The organism is Alcanivorax sp., assembly GCF_014762765.1.
Classification (GTDB): Bacteria; Pseudomonadota; Gammaproteobacteria; order Pseudomonadales; family Alcanivoracaceae; genus Alcanivorax.
Genome location: NZ_JABURH010000137.1, coordinates 16,573 through 32,373 on the forward strand (window position 1 = coordinate 16,573; position 15,801 = coordinate 32,373).

13 protein-coding genes are annotated in these 15,801 nt (G+C 58.0%); 6 read left to right on the forward strand and 7 right to left on the reverse strand.

What is annotated here, in order from left to right; translation table 11 throughout:
- Window positions 1-33: 33 nt before the first annotated feature.
- The 6 genes from HUJ17_RS09700 to HUJ17_RS09725 form a co-directional block, all read right to left on the reverse strand.
- On the reverse strand, window positions 34-3,495 hold the full coding sequence (locus HUJ17_RS09700) for a hybrid sensor histidine kinase/response regulator (protein WP_290510504.1): 3,462 nt from the start codon (window positions 3,493-3,495) through the stop codon (window positions 34-36).
- A gap of 122 nt (window positions 3,496-3,617) precedes the next feature.
- The gene (locus HUJ17_RS09705) at window positions 3,618-3,833 is read right to left on the reverse strand and encodes a hypothetical protein (RefSeq protein ID WP_290510505.1); all 216 of its coding nucleotides are present in this window, start codon (window positions 3,831-3,833) and stop codon (window positions 3,618-3,620) included.
- A gap of 174 nt (window positions 3,834-4,007) precedes the next feature.
- Window positions 4,008-4,619 (reverse strand): 3'-5' exonuclease, encoded by a 612-nt coding sequence (locus HUJ17_RS09710; protein ID WP_290510506.1) that lies wholly within the window; start codon window positions 4,617-4,619, stop codon window positions 4,008-4,010.
- A 35-nt stretch (window positions 4,620-4,654) separates the two neighbouring features.
- Entirely contained in the window at window positions 4,655-6,466 is a 1,812-nt protein-coding gene (locus tag HUJ17_RS09715; RefSeq protein WP_290510507.1) for a DUF294 nucleotidyltransferase-like domain-containing protein, read from the reverse strand.
- Window positions 6,467-6,658: 192 nt separating this feature from the next.
- On the reverse strand, window positions 6,659-8,455 hold the full coding sequence (locus HUJ17_RS09720; RefSeq protein WP_290510508.1) for a sodium:solute symporter family protein: 1,797 nt from the start codon (window positions 8,453-8,455) through the stop codon (window positions 6,659-6,661).
- 13 nt (window positions 8,456-8,468) lie between these two features.
- Complete coding sequence (locus HUJ17_RS09725) at window positions 8,469-8,726, reverse strand: DUF4212 domain-containing protein (RefSeq protein ID WP_062815795.1); 258 nt, start codon at window positions 8,724-8,726, stop codon at window positions 8,469-8,471.
- Window positions 8,727-9,010: 284 nt separating this feature from the next.
- On the opposite strand from HUJ17_RS09725, the gene HUJ17_RS09730 reads away from it, so the two are divergent.
- Window positions 9,011-10,012 carry an MBL fold metallo-hydrolase gene (locus tag HUJ17_RS09730; RefSeq protein ID WP_290510509.1) on the forward strand — a complete coding sequence of 334 codons (1,002 nt, stop codon included), beginning with the start codon at window positions 9,011-9,013 and terminating at the stop codon, window positions 10,010-10,012.
- Here the strand turns inward: HUJ17_RS09730 and HUJ17_RS09735 are convergent.
- Window positions 9,966-10,910 carry a tRNA-dihydrouridine synthase family protein gene (locus HUJ17_RS09735; RefSeq protein WP_366471177.1) on the reverse strand — a complete coding sequence of 315 codons (945 nt, stop codon included), beginning with the start codon at window positions 10,908-10,910 and terminating at the stop codon, window positions 9,966-9,968. The genes HUJ17_RS09730 and HUJ17_RS09735 overlap by 47 nt on opposite strands.
- 333 nt (window positions 10,911-11,243) lie before the next feature.
- Here HUJ17_RS09735 and dctP point away from each other — a divergent pair, with 333 nt between their 5' ends.
- The 5 genes from dctP to HUJ17_RS09760 form a co-directional block, all read left to right on the forward strand.
- Window positions 11,244-12,254, forward strand: a complete 1,011-nt coding sequence (dctP, locus tag HUJ17_RS09740; protein WP_290510517.1) for a TRAP transporter substrate-binding protein DctP — start codon at window positions 11,244-11,246, stop codon at window positions 12,252-12,254.
- A 181-nt stretch (window positions 12,255-12,435) separates the two neighbouring features.
- On the forward strand, window positions 12,436-13,011 hold the full coding sequence (locus HUJ17_RS09745) for a TRAP transporter small permease (protein ID WP_290510510.1): 576 nt from the start codon (window positions 12,436-12,438) through the stop codon (window positions 13,009-13,011).
- 6 nt (window positions 13,012-13,017) lie between these two features.
- Window positions 13,018-14,301 carry a TRAP transporter large permease gene (locus HUJ17_RS09750; RefSeq protein WP_290510518.1) on the forward strand — a complete coding sequence of 428 codons (1,284 nt, stop codon included), beginning with the start codon at window positions 13,018-13,020 and terminating at the stop codon, window positions 14,299-14,301.
- A 36-nt stretch (window positions 14,302-14,337) separates the two neighbouring features.
- On the forward strand, window positions 14,338-14,778 hold the full coding sequence (locus HUJ17_RS09755) for a universal stress protein (RefSeq protein WP_290510511.1): 441 nt from the start codon (window positions 14,338-14,340) through the stop codon (window positions 14,776-14,778).
- A 28-nt stretch (window positions 14,779-14,806) separates the two neighbouring features.
- On the forward strand, window positions 14,807-15,801 hold a 995-nt coding region (locus HUJ17_RS09760; protein ID WP_290510512.1), incomplete at its 3' end, for a porin.

Consider the following 15,801-nt stretch of genomic DNA (forward strand, 5'->3'; position numbering starts at 1 on the left):
AGTTATCAATTATCCATTCTCAATTATCAATTCCTAAACCCCTTCCAACGCTCTCCTAAGCATCCCCTCCGTCAACGGCTTCTGCAGGAAACCGATCCCCTGTTCTTCCGCGCGTGTCCGTACGGCCGGGTTGCGGTCGGCGGTCATGAGGATGGCTGGGACAACGTCATCCCAACAGCTGTCCAGACCTTCAATCACGGCAAAGCCATCTTCATTGTCCAACTGATAATCTACCAGCAGCGCATCCGGTGCGGGGCTGTTGGCGGCTTTTTGCAGGGCATCATCAAGGCCGCTGGCGGCGACCACGTCGCAGTCGAGCATTTCCAGGGCGGCTACCAGACTGGCGAGCAATGCCGGGTCGTTATCCACGCAGAAGACTCGCATGCCCTGAATGCCCTTGTTGATGGACTCTGTTTCTTGCAGTAGTGGCGGCAGTTCTCCCTTGGCCAGAGGCACAGTAACGCTGAACACGGTGCCCTTGCCCGGCCAGGAACGGACCGTTAGTCGATGTCCGAGCAAGCGACAGATGCGGTCCGCAATGGCCAACCCCAACCCCAACCCCTTTACCGGCTTACGGCTTTGCTGTGGAAGGCGCTGAAACTCCCGGAAGATCTGCTCGTGCTGATCATCGGGAATACCCGGGCCGGTGTCCCACACGTCAATGCGAATGGCATTGTGCTGGCGCCGACAGCCAAACAGGATGCGGCCATGCTCGGTATAACGAATGGCATTGGACAGCAGGTTCTGCAGCACACGCCTCAACAGGCCCTCATCACTTTCCACCACCGCATTACAGATCACCGAACGCAAGCTTAGGCTGTTGGCGGCGGCCAGAGCGGAAAATTCCTGATTAAGCGGCTCCATCAAACTGCCCAGACGTAACGGATGCACATGGGCCGGCATGGTGCCGGTATCCAGCTTGCTGATTTCCATCAGCGCGGAAATGATTTGCTCGGCGGCCTGCAAGGAAGTATCGATATGCCCGAGTACATCCACCTCATGACCAAAGCCTCCCCCATCACGCTTGACCAACTGCTGACGGAGTGACGAGGCAAATAGCTGTGCCGCATTCAGCGGCTGCATCAGGTCATGGCCAGCGGCGGCCAGAAAACGGGTCTTGCCATCATTGGCACGGGCCAGTTTCTCATTCACCTCGGTGAGTTTGCGGGTACGCTCGGCGACCATGTTCTCCAGATTTTCGTTGATCTGGCGAAGCGCCTGTTCGTCACGCTTGCGCTCGGTAATGTCCATGTAGGTACTGACAAAACCGCCACCGATCATGGGCGTGCCGCGCACTTCCACAACGATACCGTTGGGCAGCTCCCGTTCGAACTGGTGGGAGTGACCTTCGCGCAACAGCTGCACCCGCTTGCTCACATCTTCTTCCAGGTTCTCCCCCTCATAGTAGCCACGCTCCGCGTTATAACGGTACACATCCTCAATGGGGCGCCCCAGCCGGATCAGTCCATCCGGATAATCAAACAGCTTCACGTAGGCCTGGTTCCAGGCCACCACCTGCATCTGCCGGTCCACCACGCAGATACCCTGGCTGATGGTTTCGATGGTGGTGCGCAACAACTGGTGATTGAACTGAATGAGCTCGGAGGCCTCATCCATCATCCGCACCACATCGTCATGGCGACTGTTCTGCTTGCGCAGCAGGGAGCTCATCACGATCCGTGCGGTGGAGGCGCCCATGGTGCCCGCCAGCAACCGCTCCACGTAGCGCACCAGATGCAGGGGCGCCGGCAGTTCCAGCTCTTCGGACACATTGCGGCGGCGCATGTAATCGAAGAACAGCGGCTCGGCCCGAGGATGCCCCAACCCTCGCTTGCACACTTCCAGCAGTTCCGCAGTGGTAATGGACGGATGGCCGATGCCTTCACGCCACCAGTCCATGGGCATATCCACAAACCGGGCCGCCTGGGCCTCATCAAGGGCATCGTGGGTAGCACGACGGGAGAAATAAATGAACGCGGCCAGGTTCACCGACAGGGACCAGAACACTCCATGGGTGAGCGGCTCCAGCCCCTCAATGCCGAACATGGCATGGGGCCGCAGCAGCCCCAACCCCAGCAGCCCCCGCTCATTGAGCGCCTGCACCCACTCCACCGGCAGAATCACCGGCACCAGCAGGCAGTAGAACCAGAGCAGAAACCCGACACCCAGCCCGGCAAAGGCCCCTTGCTTGTGCCCGGTGCGCCAGTACAAGGCCCCCACCAGCGACGGCGCAAATTGCGCCACGGCGGCAAAGGACAACAGGCCAATACTGGCCAGGCCATCGAACCGGTCAATCAGGGTATGAAAGGCAAAGGCCAGGCCCAGCAAGACCAAAATACTGGCCCGACGCAGAAACCGCAGCTGACGGCTCAGCCCGGCCAGCTGGTCCCGCTCATGAAGCCGGGACTGCAACCACAGCGGCAGCAGCACTTCATTGGTCAGCATGATGGCCAGCGACACCGTGGACACGATCACCATACCGGTTGCCGCCGCGATACCGCCGATAAACGACACCATCAGCATGGTCGAATTATCCTGGGCCATGGGCAGCGACAGCATGTAAGTGTCGGCCTGACCTATCAGGTAAGGCTGGGTGATGACGCCGGCCACCACGATGGGCAGTACAAAGACGGCAAACATCAGCAGATACAACGGAAAGAGCCAGCGCGTGGTACGTAAATGCCGAAGATCGTTGTTTTCCACTACCCCGGCATGGAACTGACGTGGCAGACACAGGATCGCCACCATGGACAACAGCAAAGCGGTGACAAAGCTCTGGGAAAACAGGGTTGGCTCGAAAATCTGGAAAACGTCACCCTGCAGCCTCAGCTGTTGCCACATATCCATGGGGCCGTTGAAAATAAAATACAGGCAATAAAGCCCCAGTAACACAAAGGCCACCACCTTGATAAAGGACTCAAAACTGACTGCCAGCATCAGGCCGGACTGGTGTTCGGTGGTATCGATATGGCGAGTCCCGAACAACAGGGTAAACACCGCCATCAACACCGCCACCACCAGGGCGGTATCCATCCCGTACTTAGAGGAATCCTTGAGCACATAATCAAATGACAGGGTCACCGCTTTCAGCTGCAGGGCGATATAGGGCAACACGCCGATAATCGCCACCAGCGTGACCAGCACCGCCAGACGGCGGGACTTACCGTAACGGGCGGCGAGAAAATCCGCGATGGAGGTAATATGATGCTGCTGGGCCACCGTGACCATCTTGTAGATCAGGGCGCCACCGAGGAGCACGGTGAGAATGGGACCAAGGTAAATGGGCAGGTAGTTCCAGCCGTTCTGGGCGGCTTCTCCCACCGCTCCGTAAAAGGTCCAGGAGGTGCAATAGACGCCCAGCCCCAGGCTGTAGACCCAGGCGTTCTGGAAGGTTTTACGCCCCTGGCGCGCCGCCCGGTCGCCCCACCAGGCGATCACGAACAGCACCAGCACATATCCCAGTGCCAGGCCACTCAACTGCCACAATGAAAACACCGCCGCTCCCGGTTGGTTGCCTACAGGCCACAACAGGCAACACACTTCACGCAACAGGGAAAATCCAAATCAAGCTGTAGTCGGCCTTTGAAGCATGTTACCTGTTGCGGCTTTTCTGAAGCTTATAACAAGGCTTGAACGAAGCGTAGCGCCACCGCCACCAGCAGCAAGGCGATACCCGCCCGCTGCCATTTGAACTCGGATACGGTCAGGGCCATTTCCCGACGCCAGAACGTCAGCAGGCCGCGGGTATCACGGGTGCGCTGCCAGTAGCGCAGGTAGGCATAGAGCACCACACACAAGCCAGCAATCAGGGTGATTTTTTCTGCATACAACATGCGTCGCCTCCTCAGGCAATCCGGTTGAGCATCGGTCCGGGCACTCTCCTGCCTCATCATGCGCGGCCTGTCTTTCTTTCTCTGTCGTCTCAAGCGCGCTTTATCAGGGAATCTCTGGGAACTACCTTTGCTCCCACAGAAAACCTGGGATATTGAGAGTTATTTATATGTTCCTTAGTTCAGCATCGGCTTCTGTAGTTGCAGATACATCAGCGCTGCGGTCACCGCATCGCCACGGGCGGTGTGCCGTTCCATGACCGGCACCTGCAGGGCCTCAGCCATGGCATCGAAGTGCAGGTCAGGTTCCAGTTCCGGTTTCCAGTGACGCATTTTTTTCTGGTACAGGGACGACAGCTCGATGGTGGTGTTGGGCAGATCGAAGCCCAACAGGGGGCGCAGGTAGCGGTTGACCATGGCTACATCGAAATCCACGCACCAGCCCACCAGCGGACGATTGCCGATAAAGTCCAGCAGCTGCTCCAGTGCCGCGACCACGGACTCGCCCTCTTCCAGATCCACCGGTCGCAAACGATGAATACGAATGGAACTGCCTTCCAGGCTGTCCGGCGCTTGCAGTTTGATATCCAGCGCCTGGCTGCTCAGCACCCGCCCCTGCTTCACCGGCACCGCCGCGATGGAGACCAGCTCCGCATGACGGCTGTCCAGGCCGGTGGTTTCACAGTCGATGGCGACCACCTCATCACCCTGATAGGGCGTAAAAAGGTGCGCAAAGGGCCCCTGCCCGTGACGGTGCCGGTCGGTATAACGTCGCAAGTGTCGCAGCATCCGTTTTATCCTCCTGCCTGCGCCCATGACTGCTCTTAATATTCCAGATGGAAACGACGGGACAGGCGCTGTTTGAACTCACTGACCAGGTGCAGGGCATCCCGGAGCAAATCCCGCTCAAGGGATGACAGCCGCTGTACCACAATATGGTTATCGGGAATATTCATGGCATCACCATGCAGATGTTCGAGCTGGTGATTCAGGCGTAGCTCACTGAACAACTCCATGGCTTCGCCCAGGTCTTCGGCAAAGCCGGGCTGCAGCACCTTCAATGCCACCAGTTTTTCCAGCCGAGCCAGGGTGGAGGTCTCCACAATCCGTTGCTGCAGGGCCAGGGCACGCACGCCGTGGACCACCGGGAACAATGCCCCTTTCTTGATATCGATACCGTGCTGGGGCTTTTTCAGGGAACCGAACAGGTTCAATGGCGTGGCAAATTGCAGGACCGGCCGGGCAAAATGGGCCATGAAAAGATCATCATCGCTGCAACGGTCGAACAGTGCCGTGCGCACGCTATCCAGCAAGCGGTTATCCCCGGCCACGCAATGGGCGTCCACCAGGGTGGTAATGCGGATCAGTCCCTCGCCCCCCACATCCGCCGCCCAGCCATGGATGCGTCGCTGCCACTGACTCAGGCTACCCACCCACTCCGGGTTGGACACCATCACCTTGCCAGGACAGGGGGGATAGCCCAGGGTCAGCAGGGTTTCTGAAAAACGCCGTGCATCGGTTTCGCAGCGGGGCCAGTGTTGATCATCCGCCAGGATCAGACCATTGTCCTGGTCGGTTTTCAGAATCTGCTCCCCGCGCCCTTCACTGCCCATGATGATCAGACAGGCCTGGTGCTGTTCAGGCGGCACAACCATGTCAAACGCCTTGGCCATGATGCGCCCGTTAAGGGCAGCCAGAAGCTCCATGGCAAAGCGCATTTTCACGCCCTGGGCCATCAGCGCTTCCACCAGTTCCGGCAACCGTTCACTGGCAAGCCGTAACTCGTCCAGGGATTCGGCCTTCTCGATTTCCAGACCCACCACATAGGAGCGGCTGGAAAAGAAACTGAGCACATCGGTGAGCTCCACCACACCCACCGCCTGCTCGCCCGCCATCACTACCACCCGTGCCACCTTGTGGCGCGTCATGCTTGTCAGCGCGGTGAACAGATAATCGTCCGGGCGAACGGTGACAAGTTGCCGCTCTGCCGCCGCGTCCAGCGGGGTATCGGCACTTTGCTCGTTGAGCACCAGGGCGGTCAGCAGATCGGTTTTGGTGACAATGGCAAAGCCGTCATCACTGTGGATCAGCACGCTGTCCACGCCATGTTGCTTGAGCGCCGTCACCGCATCCCGCAGGGAGGCATTCGCTGCCATAACCAGTGGCTCGCGCATGCACTGATCCACCCGCGCCAGCATGAAGCCGGCCAGGGTGACGCCCCCTTCCCGTCGCTCCGCCAGGCGCTGACTTTTTTCCGCCAGCGTCTGGCGGAAAAAACGGCCGAACTCCGGCTCACTGTCGCACAGCTCCAGAAACAGGGCGGCGGGGATAAGATGGCAGAGGGTCTGCTGCTCGGCGCGAAACCGGTAACGGCTTTTGCCGTTGAGTACACTGATAGCTCCGAACAGATCACCGGCGGCATACACCCCCACCTGGCTTCGCCCGTCCGGTGCCTTCACATCCAGCTCTGCCACGCTGCCCTTGTGAACCACATAAACGTGGTCACTGGGGCTGGCCGCTTCCAGGATAATATCCCCGGGTTCGTAATAGGCCAGATCTGTCCCCTGATGCAGGCGATGCCGGCCCGCTGTTCCCAGCAGGCTGAACGGATACTGATCAAGTTCCTGTTCAATCATGGCGGCGGACCGGTTAGTGAAAAGGTGAAAGTTCAAAGTGTAAAAGCGCGGAGATGGCGCGGCAGTAACAGAAATGCCGTGCCCGCGTTTAAACTTTAAACTTTCAACTTTTAACTCTCCTCTCTTGTTTCAGAAAGCGCAAAACCGGTGCGGACTGACTGCTTCCACACCGGCTTAGCTCAACGCCTTTCTTTAGTGCGCCACAGCTTCCCCGGCGCCTCGCGGAACACGAATATCTTCCACGATGTGCTGGATGTGCTCCGGCGGCGGTGCGGTAACCCGGGAGACGGTAAAGGCCACGATAAAGTTGAGCAGCATGCCGACGGTACCAATACCTTCCGGAGACACGCCCAGTAGCCAGTGCTCGGCACTGTTCAGGTCCGGGGACACGAACTTGAAGTAGACGATGTAGCAGAAAGTGAAGGCAAGCCCGGTAAGCATGCCGGCAATGGCCCCTTCCTTGTTCATGCGCTTGTAGAAAATGCCCATGAGGATGACCGGGAAGAAACTCGCCGCCGCCAGCCCGAAGGCGAACGCCACCACCTGGGCCACGAAGCCCGGCGGATTGATACCGAAGTAGCCGGCGATACAGATTGCCACCACCGCCGCCCCACGGGCCGCCAGCAGCTCCTGCTTCTCGGTGATATCAGGCTTCAGGGTCTTCTTCAGCAGGTCATGGGAAATGGCACTGGAAATCACCAGCAACAGCCCCGCCGCTGTAGACAATGCCGCTGCCACGCCACCGGCCGCCACCAGGGCGATCACCCAGGCCGGCAGGTTACCGATTTCCGGGTTGGCCAGCACGATGATGTCGCGATCGATATACACCTCCGCATCGTTGTCAGTCGGTGTATTGGTGAGAACGCGCTCGCCGTAACTACCCTGAGCTTCATCACGGCTGCCCGCGAACGTGGGCTTGCCTTCAAAGGGTGCGCCAGCACTCATCTGCACCGCACCATCACCATTCTTGTCCATCCAGCCGATCAGCCCGGAGTTCTCCCAGTTGTAGAACCATTCCGGCAGTTCTTCGTACTGGGTCTGGTGAACCGTATCGATCAGGTTGAGGCGGGCAAAGGCACCGACCGCCGGGGCAGAGGTGTAAAGCAGGGCAATGAAAAACAGCGCCCAGCCGGCACTGATACGGGCATCCTTTACCCGCGGCACGGTGAAGAAACGCACGATCACGTGAGGCAGACCGGCGGTGCCACACATCAGCGCAGCCGCAATAAAGAACACATCAATGGTGGACTTGGAGCCATCGGTATATTCGGTAAAGCCCAGATCCGTAACCACCTGATCCAGTTTGTTGAGCAGATAGACACCGGAATCGTTACCGGCCGCGTCCAGCACGGTGGCACCGAAACCCGTCTGCGGCAGCACATGGCCAGTCATCATGATGGACAGGAAGACCGCCGGCACCAGGAAGGCGAAGATGAGCACACAATACTGGGCCACCTGGGTGTAGGTAATCCCTTTCATGCCACCGAGTACCGCATAGAAGAACACGATGGCCATACCGATCACCACCCCGGTATTCACATTCACTTCCAGGAAACGGGCAAACACGATACCGGTGCCGCGCATCTGCCCGGCTACATAGGTAAAGGACACGAAGATCACACAGATCACGGCCACGGTTCGCGCCACATTCGAGTAGTAACGATCACCGATAAAATCCGGCACCGTGAACTTGCCAAACTTGCGCAGGTAGGGCGCCAGCAACATGGCCAGCAACACATATCCCCCCGTCCACCCCATCAGGTAGACCGAGGCGTCATAACCGGAGTAGGCAATAATCCCCGCCATGGAAATAAAAGAGGCTGCGGACATCCAGTCCGCTGCCGTAGCCGCGCCGTTGGCAATGGGAGACACACCGCCACCGGCCACGTAAAAGTCTTTGGTTGACCCGGCTCGTGACCAGATCGCAATCCCGATGTAGAGCGCAAAGGAACCGCCCACAAAGAGATAGGTGAGTGTTTGAACATCCATAATCTTACCCCTCTCAGTCTTCGTGGACGTCGAATTTACGATCCAGCTTGTTCATGGATCGCGCATACATGATGATCAGCACCAGGAACACATAGATAGCTCCCTGCTGCGCAAACCAGAAACCCAGTTTGAATCCGAAAAACTGAATTTGATTGAGTTCATCCACCAGCAGGATTCCGCAGCCATAGGAGACGGCGAACCAGACAGCCAGGTAGGTCAGAATCAATCGCAGGTTGGCAGCCCAATAGGCGCGGGCATTTTCTTCTTTCATTACTCGTCCCTCTGCGTCCTCGTTACAAATAGCCGGTTCCCACGGGGGAATCGGGCTTGTACCAAGACTAGCCAAAGGACATTGTCGGCACAGTATGACTTTAGTCGAAGTCCCGGGAGACCGGACCGGATGGGGGACGATATGGCTGACGCCCCACAAATCATGCGAACTTTGCAAAATAGCGCCATCTATCGCGCTAGTTTCCCTGTCAGAATGCAGGTTTTTCGTTAAAATGCGCCACTTGGCCCGGAACGGCCTGAAAACAGAACAACATTGGATGTCTCATGAAAATTGCGCGATGGATGATCGGCGCCCTTCTGATAGCGGCGATTGCTATCACTGTGTCATTCCAGTTGGCCCCCTCCCGGGATCACTGGCCCGTTGCCGAAACCCAACCTCCAGCACAACCGGGAGAGGTTACCCTTACCTTTCTCGGCACCAGCACCGTGCTGATCAGCGACGGCACCACCCACTTGCTCACCGACGGCTACTTTTCCCGGGTGAGCATCCCCGAGCTGTTTGGCTTGATAGAGCCCAATCAGGAACGTATTGATAACGCCCTGAAACAGGCAGGCATCAGCAAGCTGGACGCCATACCGGTACTGCACTCCCATTTCGACCATGCCATGGATTCGCCCCTGGTGGCCCAGCGTACCGGCGCGCAACTGCTGGGCTCTGCCTCCACCGCCATGGTTGGTCGCGGCGGGGGCCTGCCGGAGGACCGCATCACCACGGTACAGACCCACGCCCCCTACCGGTTCGGAGACTTTACACTCCACTTTGTCCCCGCCGGCCACGTGCCCCTGCCCAAGGCCATCGAAAACTGGACCGGCAAGGGCGAGATCACCGAACCGGTGACCCCTCCGGCCCCGCTGGGAGACTGGGAAGAGGGAACCAGCTACGGACTTGTGGTCAGCCACCCGGCCGGCAGCCTGTTGATTCAGGGAAGCGCGGGCATGCAGCCCGGGGAACTGGATCGCTACCAGGCAGATTATGCACTACTGGCCAGCGCCAGCCTGGGCAAGCAGAGTGAGGCCTACCAGCAGGCCTTCATGGAGGAAACCGCTCAGGCGGTGGGGGCGCACACGGTAATTCCCGTGCATTGGGATGATTTTTTCGCGGAACTGCGTGAAGACGTGGCGCCACTGCCCTGGGCCCTGGATGATCTTGATGCATCCTTCCGTGCCATGGCAGACCGTCACGGCGGTGATTTTTTCGTCCTGCCGCCGTTTCAACCCTTTACGCTGACACCTCCTGCTGCGGCGCCGCCAGAAACGGCGCCATAGCCTGAGGGTCGGATTCGCGCTTGATCTGCTCCAGCAGCACACCGGCCTGGGGCCACTGCCGACGCAGATAACTGAGCCACTGCTTGACCCGCCCCGCCACCTGGGCATCGGTACCCGTGCCGATCACATCGGCCAGGAACCGACTCAATACCGGCGGAATATCCTCCCACCGAGTGGCGCGCCCATCCCGCAAGGCGCTGACCAACCAGGGGTCAGCCACCGCGCCACGGCCTATCATCAAATCTGCACAACCGCTTTCCAGCTGGCAACGCCGCGCATCTTCCGGTGTCCAGATTTCCCCATTGGCAATCACCGGCAGTGACACCGCCTCGCGGATGTGGCCGATGCGATCCCAGTAGGCTGGCGGGCGGTAACCCTGGCGCTTGGTCCGACCATGTACCGTCAGCCAGGCAGCCCCGGCAGCTTCCACCCCCCGGGCATTGTCCAGCGCCAGCGCATCCTCTTCGTTGCCCAGACGCATCTTCACCGACACGGTAATGGACGGCGGCACGGCGCGGCGCACCGCCGCCGTGACCGCGTGCACAAGCTCCGGCTCGTCCAGCAACACGGCACCACCGCGATGGCGATTGACGGTCTTGGCCGGGCAGCCGAAATTCAGGTCGATGGCAGGCGCCCCCAGCTCCACCGCCCTGGCCGCATTCTCTGCCATGCAGGCCGGATCCGAGCCCAACAATTGCACATGCACAGGGGTGCCCGCCCGGGTGCGCGAGCCATGTTTGAGCTCCGGGCACCAGCGATAGAACACCTTGGGTGGCAGCAACAGCTCGCTGACGCGGACAAACTCGCTGACACACCAGTCGTAATGCCCCACGTCGGTAAGGGCCTGGCGAACCCAGAAATCCGCCAGCCCCTCCATGGGAGCAAGAATCAATTTCATGGCGCAGATTCTAACAGAAAGCACCGGCGGCTCCCCGTGAGTTTGTCTATCGCCATCGATCCCACACCAGCATTACCGAAAGCCCGAAGCCAGAAAACAGCCCAAAGGCGCACCTCATCAACCGTGGTTCCGTTGCGCAAAACGAATAATGCACCGGTTATAAACGAGACCCGGTTTCTTGCACTTCAGGTTTTCCTTTGCGAAGGTGGACCACAATGTTCGTGAAAAATGGAAGATTTTACGGGCATTACGTGAGGGACTTTTCCGTGAACCAGATCATGAGGGTAGACAATGACCATTCGATCACTAGCAGGCGCCGTCGCAGCCACGGTGATGATGGCGTCACTGGCAGCATGCAGCGATAACGCTGACGAACCCGCCGCCAGCGCCGAAGCACAGGGACAGAACTGGCGCTATGCCCACGAAGAATACGAAGGTGATGTGCAGGATGTTTTCGCACACAAGTTCAAGGAATACATTGAGGAAAACTCGGCACATACGGTTCAAATCCACCGCTTTGGTGAATTGGGCGAATCCGATGACATCATGGAACTGACCCAGGCCGGCGTGCTGCAGTTCGTCAATCAGTCACCGGGTTTTACCGGGTCCCTGATACCCGAAGCACAAATTTTCTTTATCCCTTATCTGCTACCGGTGGAATCCGAAAAGGTTGTCACCTTCTTTGAGGAAAGCAAGGCCATTAACGAGATGTTCCCCAAGCTCTACGCTGAACAGGGCCTGGAACTGCTGACCATGTATCCGGAAGGGGAAGTGGTGATTACTGCCGATGAGCCGATCACCTCCCCGGAAGATTTACAGGGCAAGAACATCCGCACCATGACCAACCCGCTGCTTTCCGAGACCTATCAGGCCTTTGGCGCGACTCCGACCCCATTGCCCTGGGGTGAAGTGTACGGAGCCCTGCAGACCAATATCATTCAGGGCCAGGAAAACCCAATTTTCTGGATCCAGTCCGGCGGGCTCTATGAAGTGTCGCCGAACCTGATTTTCACCGGTCATAACCAGTTCACCACGGCCATGATGGCCAACCAGGAATTCTTCAACGGCTTGTCTGAGGAAGATAAAGAGCTGGTTCGCAATGCCACCGACCATGCCTTTGAACATATTGCAGACTACGTGCCCGGTCTTGGCGAAAAAATGCTCGACAAGATTCTTGAGGACAGTGACGAGGTTACCGTTACCCGTCTGACCAAAGAACAGCGCCAGGCATTCCGGGAGCGGGCTCCGCAGGTAGAAAACCGGTTTGTGGAAATGACCGGCGAGAGCGGCGCCGAATTGCTTGAGCAGTTCAAGGCTGACCTTGAAACCATTGAAAAAGAATAACAGGTATCACCACGCCGGGGCCGAACAGCTCTGCGGTCGGCTCCCGGCGACTGACCAATTCCGGAACCCTGAATAGCAGTACAGGATTCCACGGGGTTCCCCGGCAGCACCAGAATCACTACAAGCCGGGGGCGCGGATCAGGATGATCCGTTCAACCGGCAATTGCAGAAGGACGCTATCATGAACGATGGGGCTCCATCACCGCAGAAGTCCACCCTGCCAGGCTTTCTCGGCACCCTGGACAACGGCATCGCCAAAGTCGAAGCCGTCATCCTCGCCACAGGCGTTTTGCTCATGGCCATCAATACGGTAGCCAACGTGGTGGGCCGTTTCGTCCTTGGCGAAAGTCTGCATTTTTCTGAAGAACTCAATCGCATACTGATCGTCATGATCACGTTTGCCGGCCTGGGCTATGCGGCCCGTCATGGCCGACATATTCGCATGTCCGCCATTTACGATATCTTCCCCACAAACGTTCGCCGGCTAATGATGATTCTGATCAGCTTCGTCACCTCCGCGATCATGTTTTTCCTTTGCTGGTATTCAGTCAGCTATATCTATTCGGTATACAGCAGCGGCCGGGTGCTGCCCACTCTGGGTTTTCCCATTTATCTGATTTATCTATGGGTACCGGTGGGACTCACCGTTACAGGCATTCAGTACTTCATGGCCGGGATCAAAAATATTTTTTCCCGGGACGTCTATCTGTCCACCACCGTTCTGGATGGGTACGACGAACAGGAAACGGAGATCTGACTGATGATGGCCTGGATCATGTTTCTCGTCATGCTGGTGCTGTTGTTATTCGGGTTTCCGATGATGGTTCCTCTGATCATCGGCGCCGTGGTCGGCTTCGTGATGATGTTCGACGGCTTCGACCGAATGGATTTCTTCATCCAGCAAATGTTGGCCGGCATTCGCCCCACTGCACTTATTGCCGTCCCGATGTTCATTCTGGCCGCTGATATCATGACCCGCGGACAATCTGCCAATCGTCTGGTTAATATGGTGATGGCTTTTATCGGCCACATCAAAGGCGGCCTGGCAGTCAGTACTGCGGCCTCCTGCACCTTGTTCGGCGCCGTTTCCGGTTCTACTCAGGCCACCGTTGTTGCAGTGGGTTCGCCGCTACGCCCACGCATGCTGGAATCCGGTTACAAGGATTCCTTTACCCTGGCATTGATCATCAACGCCAGTGACATTGCCTTTCTGATTCCTCCCAGTATTGGCATGATTATCTACGGCGTAATCACCGGCACCTCCATTGCCGAATTGTTTATCTCTGGGATTGGGCCAGGCCTTCTGATCCTGCTGATGTTTTCCGCCTACTGTGTGATCTACGCTCATACCAAGAAAGTCCCCACCGAACCCAAGGCAAGCTGGAACGAACGGTTTATCTCAGTACGCAAGGCGCTCTGGCCGCTGGGTTTTCCAGTGATTATTGTCGGCGGCATATACGGCGGCATTTTCAGCCCCACGGAAGCGGCCGCAGCCTGCGTGCTGTATGCGGTAGTCCTGGAATTCGCAATTTTCCGCTCCCTCAAAGCCATGGATATTTATGCTATCGCCAAGTCCACCGGACTGATCACTGCTGTGGTGTTCATTCTGGTAGCAGTGGGGAATGGCTTCTCCTGGATCATCTCCTTTGCCCAGATTCCGCAGACCCTGCTCGGCGCCCTGGGGATCAATGAAGCAGGCCCGTTCGGTGTATTGATGGCCATTGCTGTAGCCTTCTTTATTGCCTGCATGTTTGTAGATCCCATCGTGGTAATCCTGGTTCTCACTCCTATTTTTGCACCGGCGGTTGCCTCCGCCGGACTGGATCCTGTGCATGTGGGAATACTGATTACCATGATGGTGGCGGTCGGTTCAGCGACACCGCCCTTTGGCTGCGACATCTTTACCGCCATTGCCATTTTCAAACGCCCTTACTGGGAAGTGATACGGGGCACGCCGCCTTTTGTCATCATGCTGCTGGCAGCCACCTTGCTGGTCATTGTGTTCCCACAAATCGCCCTGTGCCTGCGAGATCTGGTCTTCGACTGATTCAAGCGCGGAATAACAACCCGCAAGGAGGCAGTTATGTATCAAAGGATTCTGGTTCCCGTGGATGGCTCCCAGGGCTCTCTCAAGGCCCTGGACCATGCCGCCAGGCTTCAGCAAGACAACGATGCCGAGCTGTATCTGCTCTGCGTCTTCAAACACCACAGCCTGTTCGAGGCATCCCTGTCCATGGTTCGCCCCAACGATGTGCAGTTGCCGGATGATGCGCTGAAGGAATATGCCTCTTCGGTGGCAGACCAGGCAAAGCAGCTGGCTTCCGACGCCGGTGCCGAACAGGTGAGAGCCTTCGTCAAGGGAGGCAGACCCTCCCGAGCCATTATCCGTTTTGCCAAGGACAACAACGTAGACCTGATCGTGATGGGGTCACGGGGCACTAGCGGCGATGTGGACGGCTACTTCCTGGGCAGCGTGTCCCAGCGGGTGGCCAGCTTGGCGCCATGCCCGGTTCTGATTGTTTGAATTTGAAATAAACGAAGGGAGATCAAGGATGAAATACCCATACACTCTGCCGTTCAGCGCGGCGCTGCTCACAGGCATGGCAGCCCTGCCAGCCAATGCGGAACTGACGGTGACCCCCTACGGTTCGTTGCGCATCCAGGCAGAAGCGGTTTCCGTGGATGAAGCCCAGCCCGGAGAAGACGACTCCTATACCGGCCTGCGCGACGCCTATTCGCGGCTCGGCGTCAACGCCAGCTACAACGACTTCGACAACGTGGATATTACTGCAACCCTGGAATTTCCGATCAACTCAGCCCGCCTGCGTGCCGAGGATCCCACCTTTTTTCATGAACTCTATAAAGAAGACAACAACAGCATGCCCCGCGTGGCCACGATTTCTGCAGCCCATGATCAATTCGGCAGCGTGACGGTGGGTACCCAATGGCTTGCCTACTACAACAACGTGGCATACCCGGTGGACTTCTTCAGTTCGTTCTACTCCGGTTTTGCCACCCAGGCAGCCTTCCGCCGCGACGCCCTGACCTATACCTCGCCGAGTATGGCAGGGGTCACCGCCACGGTCTCCGGAGTGGACATGACAGACGAAGCGGGCACCAGCTACCTGGATACCATGCAATACGCCCTGTCCTGGTCAGCGGACAACCTGACCCTGGCAGCGGCCTACCAGGATACCGAACAGGACTCCGGTGACCGTCCGGACCAGGTCGGCGCTTCGGCCACCTACACCACCGGCCCCTGGCGTTTTGCCGCCAAGGTGGAACAGCTGCTTTCCCACAGCAGCGTCACCGTCGATGAGGATCCCATCACCTACAACCTGTACGGCTCCTACAGCTGGAACAAGTACACCTTCAAGGCCATGTACGCCCAGGGGGAAGAAACCGACGGGGAAGGAGAAGCCTTTTTCCAGGGGGATTCCGTCCATGTGGGCATGGACTACCAGCACACGGAGGCGCTCAAGTTCTTCGCCGAATATTTCTATGAGGAGCTGGGCTACGCCATCTACACCCCCAATTCGGACAGCTT